The organism is Bradyrhizobium diazoefficiens (assembly GCF_016616235.1).
Taxonomy (GTDB): domain Bacteria; phylum Pseudomonadota; class Alphaproteobacteria; order Rhizobiales; family Xanthobacteraceae; genus Bradyrhizobium; species Bradyrhizobium diazoefficiens_H.
In genome coordinates this window covers 2,674,427-2,694,606 of record NZ_CP067100.1, presented here as the reverse complement: position 1 = coordinate 2,694,606, position 20,180 = coordinate 2,674,427, and the positions used below count along the sequence as shown (strand labels likewise).

Below are 20,180 nucleotides of genomic sequence, written 5' to 3'. Positions count from 1 at the left end.
CATCATCCTGGCTGCGCGCCACCTACCTTTCCGATGAAATTGCCGGCAACGCTGAGCGCGCCGTCAGCAAGCGCCAGCGGCAGCGCGGCGAGCCGGCGCGGCGCCGGCCCGAACACGACCTGCGCGCCCGCGCGCGGATCGTATTCCGAATTGTGGCACATGCACTTGAACACCTCCTTGTCGCCGGCATCGCTCTTGACCCAGGCGGTGACAGGACAGCCGGCATGCGAGCAGATCGCCGAATAGGCGAGGATGCCGTCGACGGCACGTGCTTTGGTTTGCTCGTCGAGCTCGGCGGGATCGAGCCGGATGATCAGGATCTCGTTGAGGCGTGAGGCGCTGCGCACCACCGACGTCTTGGGATCCTTCGGCCAGGCATGTACCGGCGGCCCGCCCGCCGGCAGATCGGCCGCAGTGACGAGCTTGCCTTCCTGATCGCCCTCGGAGAAGACGAGCACGTCGCCCCTCTGCGGGCGCTCGTCTGAGCCGGGCGGATCCTCAGCCGCGTGCGCGCGCGTGGAACAGCCCAGGCACGCGGTGCTGGCGAGCGCGCCGAGCAGGATCGCTCGTCGTGTCTGCTCCGTGGACTCGTCGGCTTCGGGTTCCGCAACCGTCTCGGAGGATGAGCAATGGGTGTTGGACAATGCGCGTGCCATGCCTGCTAGCAGGCGCTGGAACTCTGCCGAAAACAAGGCGAAGAATTGGCGCCGCAGCGCATCAATATGGCTTTGCTCGTTTTGATTGAACGAGAATGAACGCGTTCGCGCGCGTTTTCGCGAATTCTACATCGCACCACGCGAATGGCATGATGATTTTGCAGATCAGACCGATGATGTTGGTATTGGTGCGACGCGCCATGCGCGACGCAAGCTTGCGCGTTTCTCAGGCAGGCATTTTGTATTTCACTGCCTGAGCACGTGACGCGGCGAAGCGATACGGCCGGCGATAGTGGCCGAGGCCATTTCAAAACTGTCGGCGATGCGCCGTGCCTTGTCGATGAACAGCGCAGCCGCCGGTGGCGGACAGACCTCCCGCGCGGTCTGCTCGAACAGATCGAGCCAGCGGTCGAAATGATCGCCCACCAAACCGAGGGGCACATGCGCCCGCATCGGCGAACCATGATAGCGGCCGCTCATCAGCACGACCGACGACCAGAAGCCCTTGAGCTTGGCGAGATGCTCGTCCCAATTCTGCACGACCGCGAAAACCGGCCCGAGCAGCGCATCCTCGCGCACGCGCCCGTAGAACCGGGTGACGAGTTCTCCGATCATCTCCTCGGTAATCCCGGTGCGCTCGATCGCATCCTGAGTTAGCAAGTTCCGCCGCGCGGCCGCCGCTTCGCGCTCGGTCTTCAGTCGATCCGACATGTCCTTTGTTTCCGTTTTCGTTGTTCCCGCGAGGTCGCCCGTTCGACATTTCGGGCGAATTGCGCACGGCGTCTTTGTCGCAGCGCAAATTGCAGGGATCAGCGGCGGGCGCGACTGCCCGCCGCTGGCTATTTGATCAGGTGCCGTAGGTATAAAAACCCTGCCCGGTCTTGCGGCCGAGATGGCCGGCATCGACCATTTCCTTGAGCAAGGGGGCCGGACGGTATTTAGGGTCGTTGAAGCCCTTATAAAAGACCTCCATCACCGACAGCATGGTGTCGAGCCCGACCAGATCGGCCAGCGCCAGCGGCCCGATCGGATGGTTGCAGCCGAGCTTCATGCCGGCGTCGATCTCTTCCGCCGTCGCGATCCCTTCCTGAAGCGCGAAGATCGCCTCGTTGATCATCGGGCACAGGATGCGGTTGACCGCGAAGCCCGGGCTGTTCTTGGCCGTGATCGCCACTTTGCCGACGCGCTGGGCAAAATCGAGCGCCTTGGCATGGGTGTCGTCGGAGGTCTGCAGGCCGCGGATGAGTTCCAGCAGTGCCATCACCGGAACCGGGTTGAAGAAATGCATGCCGATGAAGCGGTCGGGACGATCGGTCGCGGCAGCGAGCTTGGTGATCGAGATCGACGAGGTGTTGGTCGCCACCAGCGTGCGCGGCGACAGGGTGGCGCAGAGATCCTTCAGGATCTTGATCTTGAGCTCTTCGTTCTCGGTCGCTGCCTCGATCACGAGGTCGCAATCGGAGAGTTTTGCGCGGTCGGTGGTGCCGGTGATGCGCTTGAGCGTGGCTTCGCGATCGGCCGCCGAGATCTTCTCCTTCTTGACCAGGCGCTCGAGGCTGCCGCCGACGGTCGAAAACCCGCGGTTCACCGCCGCATCGGAAATGTCGACCATCACGACCGAAAGCCCGGCGGCGGCGCAGACCTGCGCGATGCCGTTCCCCATGGTCCCTGCCCCGATGATGCCAACGGTCTGGATCATTGCCTCACATCCTTCATCCTTGCGGCCCGCCGCTACCGGCCCGGCCCATTGTTCCTGCATCAGGGTCTAGCACCGCGACCGTGCGGGTGCGACCTGATCCTGTCTCTTCCTTAACGCATTCAAGGCAGGAATAAAGCCGCTCCTCCAAGGCCGAGGCGCCTGATTTGGCGCTTAGGCCCCCCGACGGTTCTGACCCTATCCCGATTGACAGCCGCTCGTATTTCCATGACCGTTGAAATATCAGACAGAATGAACGATTTCGCGCGATCCATTGCCGCAGCCTTCGCGCTGATCGGCGAAGCCGATGCCGAGCTGCTCGGCATCGTCGCATTGTCGGTCCGTGTCAGCCTGACCGCCAGCATCGTCGCGCTGCTGATCGGCGCACCGTTCGGGGCCCTGCTTGCGATCACCCGTTTCCCCGGGCGGCAGGTCGTCATCGTGCTGATCAACGCGCTGCTTGGCCTCCCACCGGTCGTGGTCGGGCTCGCGCTCTATCTGCTGCTGTCGCGGTCCGGCCCGCTCGGGACAGCCGGCCTGCTGTTCACGCCAACGGCCATGGTGATCGCGCAGACGCTGCTTGCGACCCCGATCGTGGTCGCGCTGGTGCACCGGCCGGCGAGCCTGCTGTGGGCGGAGTATGGCGATCTGGCACGGATCGACGGACTGTCGGCCCTGCGCAGCATGGCGCTTCTGTTCGCGCTGGGACGGACTTCGCTGCTGACGGCTTTTCTCGCAGCGTTCGGGCGCGCCATCGCCGAGGTCGGCGCCATCCTCATCGTCGGCGGCAACATCCGCGGTTTTACGCGCACGATGACGACCGCGATCGCGCTGGAGACCAGCAAGGGCGACCTACCGCTGGCGCTCGGGCTCGGCCTGATCCTGCTCGCCCTCAGCGTTGCGGTGTCGACCGTCGCCTTCCTGCTAGTGGGACGCGTTGGGGAAAAATAGCTGCTCGCCGCCGACCTTGTAGCCGGCGATCGCATCCTGCCCCTTCGGCGAGACCAGCCAGTCGATGAAAGCCTGCCCGTCCTTCGCCTTCACGTTCGGATGCTTTTCCGGATTCACCAGCATGACGCCATACTGGTTGAACAGCCGCTTGTCGCCCTCGGTCAGGATGGTGAGCTCGCCGCGATTCTTGAACGACAGCCAGGTGCCGCGATCCGACAGCAGATAGGCATTCGACGACGAGGCCATGTTCAGTGCCGGGCCCATGCCCTGCCCGATTTCGCGATACCAGCTGTCCTTGCCGGCAGCGACGTCGATGCCCGCCGCCTTCCACAATCGCAGCTCCGCCGCATGCGTGCCGGACTTGTCGCCGCGCGAGATGAACGGCGCCTTCGCCGCCGCGATCTTGCGCAAGGCATCAGCGACGTCCTTGCCGCCGCCGATATGCGCGGGATCAGACTTCGGGCCAACGATGACGAAGTCATTGTACATGACGTCGAAGCGCTTCACGCCGTGGCCTTCGGACATGAACTTGTCTTCGGCCGGCCTGTCATGGACGAACACCACATCGGCATCGCCGCGCCGTCCGATGTCGAGCGCCTGGCCAGTGCCGACGGCAACGACCTTCACCTCGATGCCTTCGGCCTTCGAGAACAGCGGCAGCAAGTAGCCGAACAGGCCCGATTGCTCCGTGGACGTCGTCGAGGCCACGGTGATGCTGCGATCCTGCGCGAATGAGCATGTCGACCAGAACAAAACCGCTGCGATTGCGGCAAACTTTCTCATTGCGTCGTCCCCACACCTGGATATCGAGTGCTCCAAACTACGTCAGGCGGACTGCCCAGGGAACCCCGACGATCGGCTTGGCGCAGTCGCTCCCTGCGCCATCCGGCGGCCGCTGAGGAACGTCGCTCCCGCCTCCTGGTTGTCTGAACATGAATCCAGGGAGACCGTGATGACGAAAATCATCCTCGCATCCGCCTGCATCATGGCGCTGGCCACCGGTGGCGCCTTTGCGCAGACACAGCCCGCGCCGGACGCATCCGGTCAGGGCGGCGTCGGTCAGTCCTCGCGAGGTCCCGCCACCAAGGGCATGACGACGGGCAAGTCGTCGAACATGCAGAACGAGGCCAGCAGCAGCAAGGGCACGCAGTCCCCGAGCGCGGGCGGCACCAACACCAACAACATGGGCAGCCAAGCCGGCGGCGGCGCCGGCTCCGGGAAATAGCCGCAAGATCGAGATGCCGGGAAGGGGCAGCTGTGCCTTTCCGAGCACCAATCGGCGATCCAGGAAACATCTTCTCGCGCCACGACGCACGAGAACATCTAAGACGAAAAGTCGCTGCAGTTGCAGGATGTAATCTCCACGCGCGCTGCACGCGTGGATGTTCTGCAATTGGTCCCACCTACATTGACACACGTGTGACAGGCGAGGCAGTTTTTCATATTGCTGACGAATCAGCGATGGCCTCACGCCGAGTACCCTTGGACAACTCCCAGTGCTTTCGAGACTGATATCGTTGCTGCACCGGATTCCTGCGGTGAAATGGGCGTTCACCCGGCTTCGGCCCTCGTCGCGCAGCGGCAGCATCGACGTCTCGCCAAGCACGGCAACTGACCTGCCCGCCATCCTTGCCGGCGTGGCGGAGGCCGCTCCGGCGCTCGATTCGAGCATCAGCGCCGAACCGCGTCAGTCCGACATCACGGTCACGCCTCCAATCGCTAGGGACGAGCCTGCGATCGCTGTGATCGTAGAGAGCCCGTCAGCAGCGCCAACTGACATCAGCATCGGCGACGGACCATCCCGGGCGACACCCGTGGAGATCGAGCCGGTTGTCGCCCAGCCTGTCGTCCTCGAGCAGGCCTTGCCGGTCGACGTCGCAAGCGAGCAGGTCAGCGCTCCTGAAGTTGTCAGCAACGATCCTCCGGTGGAACTGCTGACGAGCGTTGAGGCCGCCATCGTGGAAGAGGCACCGGTCTCTTTCGAGGTTGCGAGCGAGCCGGCTGATGCTCCCGAAGCCGTCGTCAGCGCTACCGACGCATCTTGTGAAGAGTGCGCCGATGACAAGGTCTCGGACGTCTCCGAAAGCAGCATCGACCGCGATCTCTCTCCCAGCGTCGTGCTGGAGATCGAGCCGGTCCTTGAGTCTCCTGCTCCAGTCGTTCCCCGTGCGCCAAAAGTGCGCTCAAAGGTCACCGAGCCCGCCGACCGCGCCGCGCTGATCCGGCAGCGCTGGGCGGAGACTGGGATCAGGATGTGGAATCCGCGGCTGCACGGCACCGGCGATGCCACGCTGAACATCCAGGGGCGCGTCGGGCTGCTGCCGCCCGCGCCCGGCGAGACGATGCCGCGCTACGACAAGCTGGAATTCGGGATGCTGGGCGGGCAGATCGTCTGCGAAGGCGTCATCGTCGAGGCACCCGTCCAGGCGGACAAGCGCAGCTTCACTCACCTCGCCGCCCCCGGAAAACCCGAGCGGGTCCGCGAGCCGATCCGGGAACGCCAGGCTGCTCTCGCCTGATGCTGACGTGCCAGGTTCTCGACGACATGAAAGCGACCAGCTTCCGCGACGCCATGCGCTCGAGCGCCGGGGCGACGATCGGGCGCTGCGCCGCTCTCTCGCCCGGTTGAGAAAGCTTGACTTGCCTAGCAAATCGACTACAGGCTCGGCAGGTTGAGCCCATTGGCGCGCGCGCAGTCGATCGCGCTCTCATAGCCCGCGTCAGCATGGCGCATGACGCCGCTGGCGGGATCGTTCCACAGCACGCGCTCGATCCGCTTCGCCGCTTCCGGCGTGCCGTCGGCAACGATCACCATGCCGGCGTGCTGGGAATAGCCGATGCCGACGCCGCCGCCATGATGCAGTGAGACCCAGGTCGCGCCGCTGGCGCAATTGAGCAGCGCGTTGAGCAGCGGCCAGTCGGACACCGCGTCCGAGCCGTCCTTCATCGCTTCGGTCTCGCGATTGGGGCTTGCCACCGAGCCGCTGTCGAGATGATCGCGGCCAATCACGATCGGCGCTTTCAATTCGCCACGCGCCACCATCTCGTTGAAGGCAAGGCCGAGGCGATCGCGATCGCCGAGGCCAACCCAGCAGATTCGCGCCGGCAGCCCCTGGAACTTGATGCGCTCCTTGGCCATATCGAGCCAGTTATGCAGATGCTTATCATTGGGCATCAACTCCTTGACCTTGGCATCGGTCTTGAAGATATCCTCGGGATCGCCTGACAGCGCGGCCCAGCGGAACGGCCCAACGCCGCGACAGAACAGGGGTCGGATATAGGCGGGCACGAAACCGGGGAAATCGAAGGCGTTCTTCAGGCCCATGTCCTGCGCCATCTGGCGGATGTTGTTGCCGTAGTCGAGTGTCGGGATGCCCTGTGCGTGGAAATCCAGCATGGCCTGGACATGCTCGACCATCGAGATCTTCGACGCACGCTCGACCGTCTTGGGATCGGCGGCGCGCTTGGCTTCCCAATCGGCGAGGGACCAGCCCTTCGGCAAATAGCCGTTGATCGGATCGTGCGCGCTGGTCTGGTCGGTGACGATGTCGGGCTTGGCGCCGCGGCGCACCAGCTCCGGGAAAATCTCCGCGGCATTGCCGAGCAGGCCGACTGAGACCGCCTTCTTCGTCTTCGCGGCCTCCGCCATGATTGCGAGCGCCTCGTCGAGTGTTGCGGCCCGACGATCGAGATAGCCGGTGCGCAGCCGCATCTCGATGCGGCTCGGCTGGCATTCGACCGCGAGCATCGAAGCACCGGCCATGGTCGCGGCCAGCGGCTGCGCGCCGCCCATGCCGCCGAGACCGGCAGTGAGAATCCATTTTCCAGCGAGGCTGCCGCCATAATGGCGCCGGCCGACCTCGACAAAGGTCTCGTAGGTGCCCTGCACGATGCCCTGGCTGCCGATATAGATCCAGGAGCCCGCCGTCATCTGGCCGTACATCATCAGGCCCTTGCGATCGAGCTCGTTGAAATGATCGAGCGTCGCCCAGTGCGGCACGATGTTGGAATTCGCGATCAGCACGCGCGGCGCGTCGGTATGAGTGCGGAAGACGCCGACCGGCTTGCCGGACTGAACCAGCAGCGTCTGGTCGGCTTCCAGCTTGCGCAAGGCCGCAATGATCCGGTCGAAGCTCTCCCAGTCGCGCGCAGCGCGGCCGATGCCGCCATAGACGACGAGCTCGCTCGGTCGTTCCGCGACGTCAGGATCGAGATTATTCATGAGCATGCGCAAGGGAGCTTCCGTGAGCCAGCTCTTGGCGCTGATGTCGCTGCCGCGGGGCGCGCGGATGGTGCGGTCGTTGTCCAGTCGGCGGTTCATGCGAAGGACCTCTTCAGCTCAGTCTCGGAAACGGATCAGATGCAAGCTTGGCGAGTGCCGCGGCCGGCAACGCATCGGCTTCGATCAACGCCGCAGCCTTGGCGAGATCGCCAGCCATGTAGCGATCGGCCCCGAGCGCGGGCACTTGATCGCGAAGCTTGGCGATAACAGCAACGAGCGGCGCGCTGGTTGCATGCGGCGCGCGCAGCGTGATGCCTTGGGCGGCGACCAGCAGCTCGATGCCCAGAATGGCGGCGAGATTGTCGGCCATGTCGGACAGGCGCCGCGCGGCATGCGCGGCCATCGAAACGTGATCTTCCTGGTTGGCGCTGGTCGGCGTCGAGTCGATCGAGCAGGCAGAAGCGCGCTGCTTGTTCTCGGCATAGAGCGCGGCCGCCGTCACCTCGGCGATCATGAAGCCGGAATTGATGCCGGGGTCGGGGGTGAGGAACGGCGGCAGGCCGAAATTGAGCGCGGGATCGACCAGCGTCGCGATCCGCCGCTCGCTGATCGCGCCGATCTCCGACAGCGCCAGCGCGATCGCATCGGCAGCAAAGGCCACCGGCTCGGCGTGGAAATTGCCACCGGAGACGATCTCACCGGTCTCGACCAGGACCAGCGGATTGTCTGTGACAGCGTTAGCCTCGACGATCAAGGTGCGCGCGGCCTGCGTGATCAGGTCGAGCGCGGCGCCCGCCACCTGAGGTTGACACCGCAGGCAATAGGGATCCTGCACGCGCTCGTCGCCTTCGAGATGCGACAGGCGGATATCGCTGCCGTCGAGCAGCGCAGCCAGCGTTGCGGCTGCTGCGGTCTGCCCGGCATGGCCGCGCAGCGCCTGGATCTCGGGGCGGAACGGCGCCGTAGAGGCCATCGCCGCATCGACCGACAGCGCGCCGGTGACGAGCGCGGCACGCGCCAGACGGAATGCGCGCAGCACGCCGGCGATGGCGTAGGCAGTGGAGAACTGCGTACCGTTGATCAGCGCGAGCCCCTCCTTGGGGCCGAGCGTCAGCGCCGCAAGGCCGGCGGCGGCGAGCGCCTCGCCGCCGGGAACGATTGTCCCCCCAACGATCGCCTGCCCTTCGCCGATCATCACCGCCGTCATATGCGCGAGCGGCGCGAGATCGCCGGAAGCGCCGACTGAGCCCTGCTGCGGCACCAGCGGATAGACGCCGCGTGCCAGCATGGCCTGCAATTGCTCGATCACCTCGCGGCGCACGCCCGAGGCGCCACGCCCGAGCGAAACGATCTTCAGCGCCATCATCAGGCGGACGATTGGCTCCGGTGTTGCTGGACCGACGCCACAGCAATGCGAGACGATGAGGTTGCGCTGGAGCAGCGCGGTCTGGTCGGCCGGAATGCGCTTTGACGCCAGCTTCCCGAAGCCGGTGTTGATCCCATAGACGGGGACATCAGCGTGCGCGGCCTTCGCAACGATCTCCGCTGCAGCCTCCACGCGTGGCCAGAACGACGGGTCAAGCACGACATCAGCGCCCGCGAGCACGCGCGCGAGATCGTCGAAGCCGACCGTGCCCGGCTTGACGACGATCGCTGCGCCCTGCTCCGTCATTGTCCCCTCCACACCCGGCGATGCAGTGGATTGAAGCCGATGCGGTAGACCAGTTCGGCGGGACGCTCGATGTCCCAGATCGCGAGGTCGCACCATTTGCCGGTTTCCAGCGTGCCGGTCTCATGGAGCACGCCGAGCGCGCGGGCGCCTTCGCGCGTAATACCGGCCAGGCATTCGGCGACCGTCATCCGGAACAGCGTCGCGCCCATGTTCATCGCAAGCAGGAGCGAGGTCAGCGGCGAGCTGCCGGGATTGCAGTCGGTCGCGAGCGCCATGGCAACGCCAAGCTTGCGGAACGCCTCGACCGGCGGCTTCTGCGTCTCCCGGATGAAGTAGAAGGCGCCGGGCAATAGCACCGCCACCGTTCCGGCCTTCGCCATCGCGGCGGCACCGGCTTCATCGGTATGCTCGAGATGATCGGCCGACAGCGCGGAGAATTTTGCGGCGAGCGCAGCACCACCGAGATTCGAGAGCTGGTCGGCATGGAGCTTGACCGGCAGGCCAAGCTCCTTCGCAGTCTCGAACACCCGTGCGGTCTGCTCGGCCGAGAACGCGATGCTTTCCATGAAGGCATCCACGGCATCGGCAAGGCCGGCCTTCGCGATGGCGGGCAGCATCTGCCTGCACACGAGATCGATGTAGCGATCCTTGTCGCCATCGGCTTCCACCGGCAGCGCATGCGCGCCGAGGAACGAGGTACGGATCGCGACCTTCCGCTGACGGCCAAGACTGCGCGCGGCCGAGAGCTGCCGCATCTCGGTCTCGATGTCGAGACCGTAGCCAGACTTGATCTCGACCGTAGTGGCACCTTCGCCGATCAGCGCATCGAGCCGCGGCAATGCGCTTGCGACCAGCTCGGCCTCACTCGCCTTGCGCGTCGCGGCCACGGTCGAGACGATGCCGCCGCCGGCACGCGCGATCTCCTCGTAGCTTGCGCCTTTCAGGCGCATTTCGAACTCGTGCGCGCGGTTACCGCCATAGACGAGATGGGTGTGGCAATCAACGAGGCCCGGGGTGATCCAGCGCTCCTCGCAATCAATCCGCTCGATGGCGTCCGCATCCACCGGAAAGTCCGCTTGCGGGCCGGTATAGACGATACGGCCGCCGCGCGCGGCGATCACGCCGCGCTCGACCTCGCCGAGATCGGGACGGTCCGCCCGCATCGTGGCGAGCCGGGCGTTATGCCAGATCCGATCGAAGCGCTGTGCCATGCGACGGTCCCTTCGTGGGATGCTTGACTTATATGTCTAGACATATAATCGTAAGGTGGTTCTGTCCAGCCGGCGTGTCATCATGTCCCGACTGCATTTCGCCTCCGCGCTCCTGCCCTCGGGCTGGGCCAATGACGTGCAGGTGGTCATCACCGCCGGCGCGATCGCGGCAGTGACGCCGGGCGTGGCACCGGCCGCCGGCGACGAGCGCCACGCCATCGCGCTGCCGGGACTTGCGAGCCTGCATAGCCATGCCTTCCAGCGCGGCATGGCGGGACTTGCGGAGCTGCGCGGCGACAGCACCGACACGTTCTGGACCTGGCGCGAGACGATGTATCGTTTCGCGCTGGCGATGACTCCAGATGACGTGACCGCCGTCGCGACGCTGCTTTATGTCGAGATGCTGGAGCAGGGTTTTACCCGCGTCGGCGAATTCCATTATCTCCACCACGATCGCGACGGCTCGCAATATGCCGATATCGGCGAGATGGCCGAGCGAATTGCGCAGGCTGCCGAAGCCTCGGGCATTGCACTGACTCTGCTGCCGAGTTTTTATGCGCATGGCTCCTTCGGCGGCGCAGCGCCGCACGAGGGCCAGCGCCGCTTCATCTGCACGGTCGATCAGTTCGACGCGCTGATGAGCGCATCGCGCAAGGCGACCGCAAACCTGCCGGGCGCCAATATCGGGATCGCCCCGCACAGTCTGCGCGCGGTTGCGCCGGACGAGCTCGCGGCGATCATTCCGCTCGCGGGCGGCGGACCGGTGCACATCCATGCCGCCGAGCAGGTCAAGGAGGTCGAGGATTGCCTGGCCTGGTCGGGACGGCGTCCGGTGCAATGGCTGCTGGATCACGCGCCCCTCGATCAGCGCTGGTGCCTCATTCACACGACCCACATGACGGATCCGGAAGTCGCCGCATTCGCGAAGACGGGGGCGGTGGCGGGTCTCTGCCCCATCACCGAGGCAAGCCTCGGCGACGGCATTTTTCCGGCGCGCGAGTTTCTCGCCGCCGGCGGCGCGTTCGGTGTGGGCACCGATTCCAACGTGCTGGTCGGCGTCGCCGACGAATTGCGCCAGCTCGAATACGGCCAGCGCCTGAAGCATCGCGAGCGCAACGTCCTCTCCGGTAGCGCAGGCCGCTCGACGGGACGCACGCTGTTCGATCATGCGCTCGCAGGCGGCGCGCAAGCGATGGCGCAGGCAACGGTCGGCCTTGTACCGGGCGCGCGCGCCGACATCGTCACGCTCGATGCGGCGCATCCATCGCTGGCGGGACGTCCGGGTGATGCGGCCATAGATGGCTGGATCTTTGCGGCCGGCGGCGGCGCGATCGATTGCGTCTGGGCCGGCGGCCATAAGCTCGTCGAGGGCGGACGGCACCGACTGCGCCAGGCCGCACGCGAACGCTTCAACGCGGCGGTGCGGAGGCTCGTCGCATGAGCCTTGCCACCGATGCGGCCGACCAGCCGACGCTCTACAAGCGCATCCGCGCCGACATCGAAAAGCGCATCCTGACCGGCGAATGGCCGCCCGGGCATCGCATTCCGTTCGAGCACGAACTGGTCGCACGCTACGGCTGTTCGCGCATGACGGTGAACAAGGCGCTGTCAGAGCTCGCGCAAGCCGATCTGATCGAGCGCCGGCGTCGCGCCGGATCCTTCGTGTGCCGGCCGCAGCATCAGTCGGCGGTGCTCAAGATCGCCGACATCCGTGCCGAGATCACCGCGCTCGGGCGCACGTATGGCTATGAGCTGACCGGCCGCAAGCTGCGTGCCGCGACCGTTGCCGACCGCGAGCGTCTTGGCGTGAAGAAAGCCGGCAAGGTCGTCGCGATCACCTGCCGCCACAGCGCCGACAATGTTCCCTTTGCCGTCGAAGACCGGCTGATCGATCTTGCCTCCGTGCCGGATGCGGCGACCGCGGATTTCTCCCGTGAGCCGCCCGGCTCATGGCTGCTTCATCATGTCCCATGGACAGAAGCCGAGCATACGATCAGCGCCATCATTGCGGATGATCGCACGGCGGAAGCGCTCGATATCGCCATCGGCGCACCCTGTCTCGTGATCGACCGCTATACTTGGCGCAGCGCGCGCACGATCACCGCGGTGCGCCTGCTCTATCCCGGTAACTCTCACCGCCTTGTCGCCCGATTCAAGGGAGGCTGAGGGAACGATGTCGGCACAGATCGTGCAACGCGTCGGGCAAACGGTCCATCAGGGCCGACAGAGTTCAACAGGACGTCAATCCATCTGGGCAAGAGGACGACAATCATGCGTAGTTCGACGATTTTTGCGACAATCATTGCGCTTGCGGCCACCACTCCCGTGCTCGCCGACGACGTCAAGGTCGGAATCGGCATCTCCGGATGGACCGGCTTCGCGCCGCTGACGCTGGCGAAGGAGGCCGGCATCTTCAAGAAGAACGGGCTCGACGTCACCATCAAGAAGATCCCGCAGAAGGATCGTCATCTCGCGATCGCCTCCGGCGATGTGCAGTGCGCCGCGACGACGGTCGAGACCTGGATTTCCTGGAACGCCAACGGCGTTGCGACCAAGCAGATCTTCCAGCTCGACAAGAGCTATGGCGCCGACGGCATGGCCGTGCGCAACGACGTGACGTCGATCAAGGAGCTGAAGGGCAAGACCGTCGCGGCGTCCGCGCCCGGGACCTCGCCCTATTTCGCGCTGGCCTGGATGCTCAAGAAGAACGGGCTGTCGGTGAAGGACGTCACCGTTGTCAACCTCGAGCCGGCCGCGGCCGCGCAGGCCTTCGTCTCCGGCCAGAACGATGCCGCGATGACCTACGAGCCTTATCTCTCGACGGTTCGCGCCGCGCCCGACAAGGGCAAGATCATCGCGACCACGCTCGACTACCCGATGGTGATGGACACCTTCGGCTGTACGCCAAAATTCCTCGCCGAGAATCCGAAGGCCGCCAAGGCGCTCGCCGACAGCTATTTCGAGTCGCTCGACATGATCGCCAAGGACCAGGCCAAGGCCTACGAGATCATGGGCGCCGACGTGAAACAGAGCGGCGAGCAGTTCGGCAACTCGGCAAAATATCTGCGCTGGCAGGACAAGGCCGCGAACCAGAAATTCTTCGCAGGCGATTTCCTGACCTTCAACAAGGAGGCCGCCGACCTCCTGCTCGAGATCGGCATCATCAAGGCCACGCCGAAGATCGAGGACCTCTTCGACGCCAGTTACATCAAGTAAATTCCTCAGGAGCGGCCGGCCCCGTCTCAGCAGGGCCGGCAGTTCTGTTCACCGCCCGGATTGATCGTCGATGCGTCCCCTGGATCCCGTGACATCGAAGCAGCGCGTGGCGTACGGCCTTGCGTTCTTCGTGCTCTTCGTTGCTCTCTGGTCCTGGGCAACGCTCGGCGGCCATGTGTCGAAGACGTTTCTCGCCAATCCGCTGACCATGGTGCAGGAGGGTTATGATCTCCTGGCCAAGCAGGGGTTCGTCTACGATATCGGCATGACGATCTGGCGCGTCGTCGGCGGCTTTGCGCTCGCCGCTGTCATCGCGGTGCCGCTCGGCGTACTGATGGGCGCCTACAAGCCGGTCGAGGCCTTCCTCGAACCGTTCGTGTCCTTTGCGCGCTATCTGCCTGCCTCCGCCTTCATTCCGCTGTTGATCCTGTGGGCCGGCATTGGTGAGCTGCAAAAGTTGCTGGTGATCTTCATCGGCTCGGTCTTCCAGGTCATCCTGATGGTTGCCGTCACCGTCGGCGCCACACGGCGCGATCTGGTCGAGGCCGCCTATACGCTCGGGGCCAGCGACCGCGGCATCATCCGCCGCGTGCTGCTGCCCTCCTCCGCGCCGGAGATCGCGGAAATCCTGCGGCTGGTGCTGGGCTGGGCCTGGACCTACGTCATCGTCGCCGAGTTGATCGGCTCGTCCTCGGGCATCGGCCATATGATCACCGACAGCCAGGCACTGCTCAACACCGGCCAGATCATCTTCGGCATCATCGTGATCGGGCTGATCGGCCTCCTCTCGGACTTCATGTTCAAGGCGTTCAACGCCTGGCTGTTTCCGTGGAGGCTCGCATGACCACGCTGAAGATCGAGCAGGTCTCGCGAACTTTTCCCGCACGCCACGGCAATGCACCGACGCGGGCGCTGGAGCCGACCGATCTCGTCATCGGCAATAACGACTTCGTCACCATCCTCGGCCCCTCCGGCTGCGGCAAGTCCACGCTGCTGCGCATCGTCGCCGGACTCGATCGCCCAACCAGCGGGCGCGTCACGCTCGATGGGCGCGAGGTGACCGGTCCCGGCGCGGACCGCGGCATGGTGTTCCAATCCTACACGCTGTTTCCATGGCTGACCGTGCGCGAGAACATCGCCTTCGGCCTGCGCGAGCGCGGCGCATCCGAGACCGAGCGCCACAAGATCGCGGACGCCTTCATCCGCCAGGTCGGCCTCACCGGCTTCGAGAACCACTGGCCGAAACAGCTCTCGGGCGGCATGCAGCAGCGCACGGCGATTGCGCGCGCGCTCGCCAACGACCCGAAGATTCTTTTGCTCGACGAACCGTTCGGCGCGCTGGACAACCAGACCCGCGCGCTGATGCAGGAGATGCTGCTCGGGATCTGGGAGCGCGACCAGAAGACCGTTCTGTTCGTGACCCACGATATCGAGGAGGCGATCTTCCTCGGCAGCCGCGTCATCGTCATGAGCGCGCGTCCCGGCCGCGTCAAGGCCGAGATCAAGGTGGCCCTGCCGCATCCGCGCTCCTACAGGATCAAGACCACGCCGGAATTCGTCCAGCTGAAGGAAAGGCTGGTCGAGGAGATCCGTACCGAGGCGTTGAAGGTGGCCGAACATGCCTGACACAAGCCCGCGCGCCGATGGCCAGCGCGTTGTCGCCGACCTCAATGCGCTCCGCGCCATCGGCGCCTACAAGACCGGCGTGCACAAGCCGACCTTCTCCGAGCCGCACAAGCTTTCGTTGGACTGGCTGGTGCAGAAACTGCCTGAGGCCGGCCTCGCGGGGACGATTGACGGCATCGGCAATGTCTTCGGCACCAGCGCGAAGCCAGGGCCGAAGCTGCTGGCCGGATCGCATCTGGAGAGCCAGAACTATGCCGGCTGGCTCGACGGCCCGCTCGGCGTCGTCTATGCGCTCGAAGCGGCGCGGGTCCTCAATGCAGATCGCTCCGTGAACGGCGCCGTCGAAGTCGCCGCCTGGTGTGACGAGGAAGGGCATTTTGGCAGCTTTCTCGGTTCGCGCTCCTTTGTCGGACAGGTGACCGAGGCCGAGATCGACGCCGCGCGCGACCGCACCAGCGGCCGCCCCTTGCGCGATGCCCTCGCCGATATGGGACTTGCCGGGCGGGCGCGCGTCGCTGTCGAGCAGGGACGGCACGTCGGCTATCTCGAGGCGCATATCGAGCAGGGCGACACGCTCGAAAGCGGCAGGCTGGCGATCGGCGTCGTGACCTCCATCGTCGGCATCTGGCAGTACCGCATCAATTTCGCCGGCGAGCAGAACCACGCCGGCACCACCCGCATGGCCGTGCGGAAGGACGCCGGGCTTGCGCTGGCCAAATTCTGCGTGGCGATCGACCAGCGTTTCCCGGCCGCCTGCGGGCCGCGCACGGTCTGGACCACCGGCCGCATCACGCTCGATCCCGGTGCGCCGAGCATCATTCCCGGCGGTGCCGAGATGTTGTTCCAGATTCGCGACGACAACCCTGCCGTGATTGCGCGCCTCGAGGATCTGCTGCGGACCATGGCCGACGAATTCAACGCGAAAGGCCCTTGCACCGTCGCCGTGGAGAAAATCCGCACCGGTGCGCCCGCCATAATGAATGCGGGCATTCAGGACGCGATCGAGGCCGCGAGCAAGGCCTTTGCCGGCGGACGCTCCATCCGCATGCCGAGCGGCGCCGGCCACGATGCGCAGATGCTAGCAACCGTCATGCCGGCGGGCATGCTGTTCGTGCCGTCGATCGGCGGCATCAGCCATCATTGGAGCGAGAATACCGCGGACGCCGATATCGTCACTGGCGCAGAGGTTTTCGTCGACGCCTGCCGACGGATCCTGGGTGGCTGAGGCCGGCCTCGCCCCCGTTCACCCCTCGCCGCCCGTGACGCCAAGCGCCTCGCGGCGCCACATGGCCGGGCTGACGCCGACGATCGAGGAAAACACGCGCGTGAAGTGGCTCTGGTTGGCAAAGCCGGCCGCGATCGCGATCTCCGACAGCGGCAGGTCGCGAACGCTCATCAACTGCTTGGCGGTCTTGACGCGCTGATGCAGCAGCCATTGGTGCGGCGGCAGGCCGACTGAGATTCGAAACGCCCGCGAGAAATGGCTGACCGAGAGTTCGAGCTCAGCGGCGATCTTCTGCAACGAGAGTTTGCCGCCGAGATCCGACTCCAGCCTCTCGCAGGCTTGCTTCGCCTGCCATCGTGCGAGACCGCCGCGCGCGGGCGCGGATATGCGCTGAAGCCCGCCATAGATCCGGGCGACATGGGCGGTGAGCCCGAGCATCATGTGGTCGACGAAGAGCTGATTGGCCTCGTCCGGCCTGCGCAAGCCTTCCTGCAGCGACGCGCCGATGTGGCGAATGATTTCGTCGTCATGGCCAACGCCGATCCGGCAGTCGAGCTCGTCGATCCGCGGTGCATTCAACTGTTCGGCGATGCCGTCGAGTGCCGAGCGTGGAATATAGAAGAACAGCGAGTGGAACGGCTTGTCGATCACATAGCGCGGATCGCGCTTGAGGTCGTAGAGATAGGTCGTGCCGGCGCGGACATCCGCCTTCATGATGCATTTGCCGCGCTCCCAGAGCTCGCAGTCCGGGTAATCGTGAAGCTTCAGGCTGACGAGAAAGGCGTCTTCGGCGGTCAGCGAACCGGACAGGCCCGGCACCGGGCGGTCATTGCGGGTTTCGGTGACCGCGAGTTCGGCGCTGCGCAGCGAGCGCGTGACCAGCGCGGGCGGCGCATCCTTCAGGCGCAGGAACTGCCCGAGCCTCCGGCCGTAGGCGCCTGGCTGTGTCATCGCGGTAATCCTTCTGTGGAAGCCCGAATGCAAGCCACAGTGTCCTGCAATCTGCAGCGCGTGTTATCGGGCATCCGGCAATGGCTGTCCACACACGCGCACGCGAGGCTGATCACGGATTTTTCACAAACGCACAACGAGTGCTGCAACGTCACGTGGCTGCGTCGCTGCCTAGAACGAGGTGCCACCGCCGAACCTGAACTCCTGGACGATGTCGTATTTGCCTTTCGTGATCGGCACGGCGTAATCGAAGCGCAGCGGCCCGAACGGCGAAGCCCAGATCAGGCCGACACCGACCGACGATCGCACCACGTTGCGGTCGTCATATTGCAGTCCGCAGGTCGGACAGGCCTTGGTGTTGACCTCGCCCGTGGCCGACCATGACGTCGGGCCCTGGTAACCCCAGAGCGAGCCGGCATCCGCGTAGACCGCGCCCTTCAGGCCCACTTCCTTTGGCAGGAACCAGAACGGCATCTGCAATTCCATGGACGCGCCCCAGTATTTCGTGCCGCCGAGCGCATCGCCGGCGGCGCCGTAATTGTAGTAGGTGATGTCGCGCGGACCGATGCCGTTGGAGGCAAAGCCGCGCACGAGATTCGGCCCCATCTGGAAGTGATCCAGCATGCGCAAATCGTTATTGCCGATCTTGTTGAGAATGCCGCCCTGGAGATGGATCACGTTGACGATCTCGGAGACCAGCGGCGTGTAGTACTTGGTGTCGAGCGCGGTCTTCAGATAGGTTACGTCGCCGCCGACGCCGGCGAAGTCCTGCCGGAAGTCGATCAGCAGTCCGTCGGTCGGATTCTTGGTGTTGTCGAGCGTGTTGTAATTCAGCGTGTAGCCGAGCGCCGAAGTCCAGGTCGCGCCGTTCGCCAGCTCCTTCCGGACCGGCAGGCTCGACTCGCCGTCGCCGTAGCAGCCATAGCCATAAACGCCCGAACTCGTGGAATTGGTCGGGTCGACGCCGCCGAGCACGTTCTGGATGTAGGCCGGCGTCGGGTTGAAGGCCAGCGACGTGCTCGATGCGTTATTGTTACAGTTGTTGTAGGCGCTGGCGAGCGTAATGCTCTGCTGGTAGAGCGAATAGCGCAGCTGGAGCGAGAGGTCCTCACGCAGTGCGAAGCCGAGGCGCGGCGAAAAGCCCAGCGTCGTCACGCCGTAGCTCGTATAGCTGTTCGACAATTGCTGGCGCCAGTAGGTGTCGAACCCGAGCGCCAGCCGGTAGTCGAGCAGATAGGGCTCGACGAATGACAGCGAGATGCCGCGCGAGTACTGGCCGTAGCTCACGGACGCCTTGGCGAACAGGCCGCGGCCGAGCAGGTTGCGCTCGGAGATCGAGACCTCGGCGAGCGCGCCGTCGGTGGTGGAGTAACCGCCCGAGATCGAGAAGTCGCCGGTCGATTTCTCTTCCATGTCGACGATCAGGATGACGCGGTCGCTCGAGGAGCCCGGCTCGGTCGTGATCTTCACGCTCTTGAAGTAGTCGAGGTTCTTCAGACGCCGCTCGGCGCGGTCGACCAGCGCGCGGTTGTAGGCATCTCCTTCCGAGATGTCGAACTCGCGGCGGATGACGTAGTCGCGCGTGCGGGTGTTGCCGCGCAAATTGATGCGCTCGATATAGGTGCGCGGGCCCTCGTCGATGTTGAACACGACGGAGACGGTGTGCGCCTCGAAATTGCGGTCGCCGCCGGGCCGGACCACGGGGAAGGCGTAGCCGCGGCGCGAGGCCTCGATCTGCATCTCCTCGACCGACTTCTCGACCGATTCGACGTTGTAGAGCGAGCCGACATTGACGCGCGAATAGGCGCGCATCGAGGTGGGATCGAAGTTCGGAATGCTGGAGCGGAAATCGACGGTGGCGACGCGGTATTGCGCGCCTTCCTCGATCTTGAAGGTGACGTTGAAGCCCTTCTTCTCCGGATCGTATTCGGTGAGCGCGGCCACGACCTGCACGTCGGCAAAGCCGTTCTTGAGATAGAAGCGGCGGATCAGGTCGCGGTCGGCCTCGACGCGATCGGGATCGTAGATGTCGCCGCTGGCGAGGAAGCTCAGCAGATTCGATTCGTGGGTCTTGATCACGTCCTTGAGGCGATAGGACGAGAACGCGTTGTTGCCGATGAACTCGATCGACTTGACGCCGGTCTTGGCGCCCTCCTCGATCGTGAAAATGAGGTCGACGCGGTTGTTCGGCTGCTCGATGATCTCAGGCGTGACGCGCACGTCGTAGCGGCCGGAGCGGCGGTAGATCTCGGCGATTCGCAGCGTGTCGGACTGCACCATGGCGCGGGAGAAGGTGCCGCGCGCCTTGGACTGGACCTCGGCGGTGAGCTGCTCGTCCTTGATCTTCTTGTTGCCCTCGAAGGCGATGCGACCGATCACCGGGTTTTCCACCACGGAGACGACGATCTGGCCGCCGGGGCCGCGATTGATCCTGACGTCCTGGAACAGGCCGGTCTCGATCAGGGCCTTGAGGCCGTCGTCGATGGCGCCCTGATCCAGACGGCCGCCCGGGCCCGGCCTAAAATAGGAGCGGACCGTCTCGGCTTCGACGCGGCGATTGCCTTCGACGACAATCGTCTCCACGCTCTGCGCGGCGGCTTGCGGCAACAGCGCGACCGGAATTGAACTCGCAATCGAGACGCCACTCATCACCAAGGCGATCAGCCAGGCCCGCACAAACGACATTCCACACCTCGAAAACCCTGACCTGCTCTGAAACGGGAGAGCTATGGCCGCGGTGTGGCCTTGAGATTT

18 protein-coding genes are annotated in these 20,180 nt (G+C 64.9%); 9 read left to right on the top strand and 9 right to left on the bottom strand.

Annotated elements, in window-relative coordinates; genetic code table 11:
• Positions 1-2: 2 nt before the first annotated feature.
• The 3 genes from JJB99_RS12705 to JJB99_RS12695 all read right to left on the bottom strand — a co-directional run bounded on the left by JJB99_RS12705 (position 3) and on the right by JJB99_RS12695 (position 2,355).
• Positions 3-656: a ubiquinol-cytochrome c reductase iron-sulfur subunit gene (locus JJB99_RS12705; protein ID WP_200499072.1), complete on the bottom strand. Its 654-nt coding sequence runs from the start codon at positions 654-656 to the stop codon at positions 3-5.
• A 246-nt stretch (positions 657-902) separates the two neighbouring features.
• A complete protein-coding gene (locus tag JJB99_RS12700) occupies positions 903-1,367 on the bottom strand; it encodes a group III truncated hemoglobin (RefSeq protein WP_200499071.1) in 465 nt (154 codons plus the stop codon).
• A 136-nt stretch (positions 1,368-1,503) separates the two neighbouring features.
• Complete coding sequence (locus JJB99_RS12695; protein ID WP_200499070.1) at positions 1,504-2,355, bottom strand: 3-hydroxybutyryl-CoA dehydrogenase; 852 nt, start codon at positions 2,353-2,355, stop codon at positions 1,504-1,506.
• A gap of 249 nt (positions 2,356-2,604) precedes the next feature.
• Between JJB99_RS12695 and JJB99_RS12690 the strand changes: the two genes are divergently transcribed.
• Entirely contained in the window at positions 2,605-3,303 is a 699-nt protein-coding gene (locus JJB99_RS12690; protein ID WP_200499069.1) for an ABC transporter permease, read from the top strand.
• On the opposite strand, the gene JJB99_RS12685 is transcribed toward JJB99_RS12690, so the two are convergent.
• A complete protein-coding gene (locus JJB99_RS12685) occupies positions 3,277-4,086 on the bottom strand; it encodes an extracellular solute-binding protein (protein WP_200499068.1) in 810 nt (269 codons plus the stop codon). The two genes, JJB99_RS12690 and JJB99_RS12685, sit on opposite strands and share 27 nt — an antisense overlap.
• Positions 4,087-4,255: 169 nt before the next feature.
• Here JJB99_RS12685 and JJB99_RS12680 point away from each other — a divergent pair, with 169 nt between their 5' ends.
• Complete coding sequence (locus tag JJB99_RS12680) at positions 4,256-4,528, top strand: hypothetical protein (RefSeq protein ID WP_200499067.1); 273 nt, start codon at positions 4,256-4,258, stop codon at positions 4,526-4,528.
• A 271-nt stretch (positions 4,529-4,799) separates the two neighbouring features.
• Positions 4,800-5,822 carry a hypothetical protein gene (locus JJB99_RS12675; protein WP_246775227.1) on the top strand — a complete coding sequence of 341 codons (1,023 nt, stop codon included), beginning with the start codon at positions 4,800-4,802 and terminating at the stop codon, positions 5,820-5,822.
• A 137-nt stretch (positions 5,823-5,959) separates the two neighbouring features.
• Here the strand turns inward: JJB99_RS12675 and hutU are convergent, their stop codons facing one another.
• The 3 genes from hutU to hutI are packed head-to-tail and all read right to left on the bottom strand — an operon-like array spanning position 5,960 to position 10,408.
• The gene (gene hutU / locus JJB99_RS12670; protein WP_200499066.1) at positions 5,960-7,624 is read right to left on the bottom strand and encodes a urocanate hydratase; all 1,665 of its coding nucleotides are present in this window, start codon (positions 7,622-7,624) and stop codon (positions 5,960-5,962) included.
• 13 nt (positions 7,625-7,637) lie between these two features.
• The gene (hutH, locus tag JJB99_RS12665) at positions 7,638-9,197 is read right to left on the bottom strand and encodes a histidine ammonia-lyase (protein ID WP_200499065.1); all 1,560 of its coding nucleotides are present in this window, start codon (positions 9,195-9,197) and stop codon (positions 7,638-7,640) included.
• Positions 9,194-10,408: an imidazolonepropionase gene (gene hutI, locus JJB99_RS12660; RefSeq protein ID WP_200499064.1), complete on the bottom strand. Its 1,215-nt coding sequence runs from the start codon at positions 10,406-10,408 to the stop codon at positions 9,194-9,196. The genes hutH and hutI overlap by 4 nt, the downstream gene beginning before the upstream one ends.
• 82 nt (positions 10,409-10,490) lie before the next feature.
• Here hutI and JJB99_RS12655 point away from each other — a divergent pair, with 82 nt between their 5' ends.
• The 6 genes from JJB99_RS12655 to JJB99_RS12630 all read left to right on the top strand — a co-directional run bounded on the left by JJB99_RS12655 (position 10,491) and on the right by JJB99_RS12630 (position 16,475).
• A complete protein-coding gene (locus tag JJB99_RS12655; protein WP_200499063.1) occupies positions 10,491-11,849 on the top strand; it encodes a formimidoylglutamate deiminase in 1,359 nt (452 codons plus the stop codon).
• Positions 11,846-12,574, top strand: coding sequence for a histidine utilization repressor (gene hutC, locus JJB99_RS12650; RefSeq protein WP_200499062.1), 729 nt, complete (start codon positions 11,846-11,848; stop codon positions 12,572-12,574). The genes JJB99_RS12655 and hutC overlap by 4 nt, the downstream gene beginning before the upstream one ends.
• Before the next feature lie 105 nt (positions 12,575-12,679).
• The gene (locus JJB99_RS12645; RefSeq protein ID WP_200499061.1) at positions 12,680-13,624 is read left to right on the top strand and encodes an ABC transporter substrate-binding protein; all 945 of its coding nucleotides are present in this window, start codon (positions 12,680-12,682) and stop codon (positions 13,622-13,624) included.
• A 70-nt stretch (positions 13,625-13,694) separates the two neighbouring features.
• Positions 13,695-14,468 carry an ABC transporter permease gene (locus JJB99_RS12640; protein WP_200499060.1) on the top strand — a complete coding sequence of 258 codons (774 nt, stop codon included), beginning with the start codon at positions 13,695-13,697 and terminating at the stop codon, positions 14,466-14,468.
• On the top strand, positions 14,465-15,250 hold the full coding sequence (locus tag JJB99_RS12635) for an ABC transporter ATP-binding protein (RefSeq protein ID WP_200499059.1): 786 nt from the start codon (positions 14,465-14,467) through the stop codon (positions 15,248-15,250). The genes JJB99_RS12640 and JJB99_RS12635 overlap by 4 nt, the downstream gene beginning before the upstream one ends.
• Positions 15,243-16,475: a Zn-dependent hydrolase gene (locus JJB99_RS12630; RefSeq protein WP_200499058.1), complete on the top strand. Its 1,233-nt coding sequence runs from the start codon at positions 15,243-15,245 to the stop codon at positions 16,473-16,475. Before JJB99_RS12635 ends, JJB99_RS12630 begins: the two co-directional genes overlap by 8 nt.
• Positions 16,476-16,493: 18 nt before the next feature.
• Here the strand turns inward: JJB99_RS12630 and JJB99_RS12625 are convergent, their stop codons facing one another.
• Together JJB99_RS12625 and bamA are read right to left on the bottom strand one after the other, a co-directional pair.
• On the bottom strand, positions 16,494-17,426 hold the full coding sequence (locus tag JJB99_RS12625; protein WP_200499057.1) for a helix-turn-helix domain-containing protein: 933 nt from the start codon (positions 17,424-17,426) through the stop codon (positions 16,494-16,496).
• Between the two features lie 171 nt (positions 17,427-17,597).
• Complete coding sequence (gene bamA / locus JJB99_RS12620; protein ID WP_200499056.1) at positions 17,598-20,111, bottom strand: outer membrane protein assembly factor BamA; 2,514 nt, start codon at positions 20,109-20,111, stop codon at positions 17,598-17,600.
• Positions 20,112-20,180 lie beyond the last annotated feature (69 nt).

Coding starts and splice junctions, on each gene's coding strand:
- JJB99_RS12705 (WP_200499072.1), bottom strand. CDS start 656: ATGGCACGCGCATTGTCCAACACCCATTGCTCATCCTCCGAGACGGTT.
- JJB99_RS12700 (WP_200499071.1), bottom strand. CDS start 1,367: ATGTCGGATCGACTGAAGACCGAGCGCGAAGCGGCGGCCGCGCGGCGG.
- JJB99_RS12695 (WP_200499070.1), bottom strand. CDS start 2,355: ATGATCCAGACCGTTGGCATCATCGGGGCAGGGACCATGGGGAACGGC.
- JJB99_RS12690 (WP_200499069.1), top strand. CDS start 2,605: ATGAACGATTTCGCGCGATCCATTGCCGCAGCCTTCGCGCTGATCGGC.
- JJB99_RS12685 (WP_200499068.1), bottom strand. CDS start 4,086: ATGAGAAAGTTTGCCGCAATCGCAGCGGTTTTGTTCTGGTCGACATGC.
- JJB99_RS12680 (WP_200499067.1), top strand. CDS start 4,256: ATGACGAAAATCATCCTCGCATCCGCCTGCATCATGGCGCTGGCCACC.
- hutU (WP_200499066.1), bottom strand. CDS start 7,624: ATGAACCGCCGACTGGACAACGACCGCACCATCCGCGCGCCCCGCGGC.
- hutH (WP_200499065.1), bottom strand. CDS start 9,197: ATGACGGAGCAGGGCGCAGCGATCGTCGTCAAGCCGGGCACGGTCGGC.
- hutI (WP_200499064.1), bottom strand. CDS start 10,408: ATGGCACAGCGCTTCGATCGGATCTGGCATAACGCCCGGCTCGCCACG.
- JJB99_RS12655 (WP_200499063.1), top strand. CDS start 10,491: ATGTCCCGACTGCATTTCGCCTCCGCGCTCCTGCCCTCGGGCTGGGCC.
- hutC (WP_200499062.1), top strand. CDS start 11,846: ATGAGCCTTGCCACCGATGCGGCCGACCAGCCGACGCTCTACAAGCGC.
- JJB99_RS12645 (WP_200499061.1), top strand. CDS start 12,680: ATGCGTAGTTCGACGATTTTTGCGACAATCATTGCGCTTGCGGCCACC.
- JJB99_RS12640 (WP_200499060.1), top strand. CDS start 13,695: ATGCGTCCCCTGGATCCCGTGACATCGAAGCAGCGCGTGGCGTACGGC.
- JJB99_RS12635 (WP_200499059.1), top strand. CDS start 14,465: ATGACCACGCTGAAGATCGAGCAGGTCTCGCGAACTTTTCCCGCACGC.
- JJB99_RS12630 (WP_200499058.1), top strand. CDS start 15,243: ATGCCTGACACAAGCCCGCGCGCCGATGGCCAGCGCGTTGTCGCCGAC.
- JJB99_RS12625 (WP_200499057.1), bottom strand. CDS start 17,426: ATGACACAGCCAGGCGCCTACGGCCGGAGGCTCGGGCAGTTCCTGCGC.
- bamA (WP_200499056.1), bottom strand. CDS start 20,111: ATGTCGTTTGTGCGGGCCTGGCTGATCGCCTTGGTGATGAGTGGCGTC.